Below are 2335 nucleotides of genomic sequence, written 5' to 3' on the forward strand. Positions count from 1 at the left end.
CTGTTGACGCTCGTCATCGCCGTCGTCGAGATCCTGATCGAGGCCCTCGAGGGCGAGGCCGTTCGACGCATGGAATCGGGCGATCTCACCGACGAGGAGATCGAACGCCTCGGCGGCCAGCTCGCGACGATCGAGGCCGAGATCGAGCAGCTCAAGGAAGACGAGGGGATCGAGGACGGCGTCGACGACCTCCGGGGCGAGCTAGACGGGCTGGTCACCGACGCGATCGAACAGCTCCAGGGCGAGACGACCGCCTCGAACAAGCCCGGCTACTCCGTGTTCGGAGGTGAGGAGCAGTGAGTTCCGACGGCCACGACGATCGAGCCGAAGGCGCCGACCGGGAGCCGGGCGTCGACGCCGACGACGTCCCCGAGATCGACGAGGGGCGCTACCTCTACTGTCTCGTGCGGGCGGACGCGGATGCGACCCTCGAGTTCACCGGGATCGACGACGAGCCGGTCTCGATCGTCGTCGAGGACGGGATCGGCGCGGTCGTCCACGCCTGCGAGGGGATCTACGACTCGGCCGACCTCGCCCAGGTCAGACGCTGGCTCGTCCGCCACCAGACGGTCATCGACGAGGCCAGCGAGCGGTTCGGGACGCCGATCCCGTTCCAGTTCGACACGATCCTCCGGGGCGACGACGACCGGGTTCGCGAGTGGATCGACGACGAACGAGCGACCCTCGAGCGCGCCCTCTCCGGACTGGCCGACCACTGGGAGTACCGCGTCGAGGTCGTCGAGGTCGACCCCGTCGACGACGAGACGCTGATCGAACGGGACGACCGTCTCCAGGAGCTTCACGAGAAGATCGACGACTCCGAGGAGGGGACGGCGTTCTTGCTCGAGAAGAAACTCGACCAGCGCCTGGCCGCGGTGCGGGCGAACCGCCGGGAGTCGGCGACCGACGACTTAGAGGACCGCCTCGCGACCGTGGCCCGCGAGATCCACTCCCTCGAGCGCTCGCCCTCGGCGTCGCTCTCCGACGAGGTCACAGACGAGCGCGACGGGGATGGAGAGACGCTGTGTCGGCTCACGCTGCTGGCCCACGAGGACGACGAGGGGGCGATCGGCTCGATACTCGACGAGGTGGCGGCGACCGACGGGCTCGAGGTCCGGTTTACGGGGCCGTGGCCGCCGTACACGTTCGCACCGGAACTCGGCAGCGGCGAGGGAACGACCGACGGAGGACGACAGCCATGAGACCGCGAAAGGACGAGGACGCGCTGGTGGACGTGCTCGACGTCGTGCTCAGGGACGGGGCGATCCTCCGGGCCGACGTGATCATCTCGGTCGCGGACGTGCCGCTGGTCGGGATCAAGCTCTCGGCGGCGATCGCCGGAATGGAGACGATGACCGAGTACGGACTGTTCCAGAAGTGGGACGTCGACCGCCGAGCCAGAGCGGTCGAACGGCGACAGTACGGCCGAGGACGCGACGACGATCGGGAGTCGATCACCGTCAACGGCCGCGAGCGAGACGAACTCGAGTGACGGAACCACCCGACCGGAGCCCCCGATAGCGGAGGCGACCGGTCAGGCGAACGTCGGCCGCTCGGTGGTCAGTTCGACGTCGCCGGAGACGGTCTCCTCGTCGCGATCCTCGTCGTAGACGTACTGTCCGGAGCCGCCACAGAGCGTACACTCGTAGTTCTCGGAGATCTCGTTGATCATCTCGCCGTCCTCGAAGTAGACGCGGCTCTGGACGATCTGCAGGAACTGCGGCGTCTCGCAGTTGGCACAGCTGATCATATCGGTGAGGTAGCCGTGATCGGTTGTAGTTATCCGGCTTGTAATCGATGGATCGGGACGCCCTATGGACGTCTTACCTGTCAGACGCCGGCGGGTCGACGGTCGGGTTGATCCCCCTTCCTCTCGAGCGGTTACGAAGCGGGGTAAAATCCGAGTAAACGAGCCATAATCGCAAGACGGAAACGGAATCGTTCGGGTACCGAGACCCGAATTAGCGACTGGACAACCGTCGGTATGCCGGACACGAACGGCGGCGTACTGACGTCCTTTCGAGCGACCGGTCGGCGACTCGCGTCCGAACCCACCGCCCGGAACGGGTCCGTTCGATCCCGGACCGAACCGGTCGGCGGCGCAGCCGACGGAACGGTGTTCGCGACCGGGGTCGGTCCTCGGCAGCGGGACGAGTTGCGTGTCGACTCGGTCCACTGCTGACGGTGCTTCACCGTTCGTCCCCGTAGCCACGCGCTACGTCGGCGGTATACACTCCCTGTCGAGAGTTCGGCCCTACTAGCCACGTGACAAGCCGACGCATAACAATATCGTTCTCGCTCGAGGTTTCGTTTGCGGGGATACCCCCGCCGGGTA

The 2335-nt window shown here is 66.4% G+C and carries 4 protein-coding genes; 3 read left to right on the top strand and 1 reads right to left on the bottom strand.

Annotated features, from left to right (window positions below):
- From ACNA7R_RS20005 to gvpM, 3 genes are all read left to right on the top strand, one after another.
- Positions 1 to 300, top strand: a 300-nt coding sequence (locus tag ACNA7R_RS20005) for a gas vesicle protein K (RefSeq protein ID WP_416285296.1), incomplete at its 5' end; no start/stop codon positions are given.
- Entirely contained in the window at positions 297 to 1202 is a 906-nt protein-coding gene (gene gvpL, locus ACNA7R_RS20010; protein ID WP_416285297.1) for a gas vesicle protein GvpL, read from the top strand. The genes ACNA7R_RS20005 and gvpL, both read left to right, overlap by 4 nt.
- Positions 1199 to 1492: a gas vesicle protein GvpM gene (gvpM, locus tag ACNA7R_RS20015; RefSeq protein WP_005558090.1), complete on the top strand. Its 294-nt coding sequence runs from the start codon at positions 1199 to 1201 to the stop codon at positions 1490 to 1492. The genes gvpL and gvpM overlap by 4 nt, the downstream gene beginning before the upstream one ends.
- 42 nt (positions 1493 to 1534) lie before the next feature.
- Here the strand turns inward: gvpM and ACNA7R_RS20020 are convergent, their stop codons facing one another.
- Positions 1535 to 1750 carry a hypothetical protein gene (locus tag ACNA7R_RS20020; RefSeq protein WP_293032466.1) on the bottom strand — a complete coding sequence of 72 codons (216 nt, stop codon included), beginning with the start codon at positions 1748 to 1750 and terminating at the stop codon, positions 1535 to 1537.
- Positions 1751 to 2335: the final 585 nt, after the last annotated feature.

The organism is Natronococcus sp. (assembly GCF_047921035.1).
Classification (GTDB): Archaea; Halobacteriota; Halobacteria; order Halobacteriales; family Natrialbaceae; genus Natronococcus.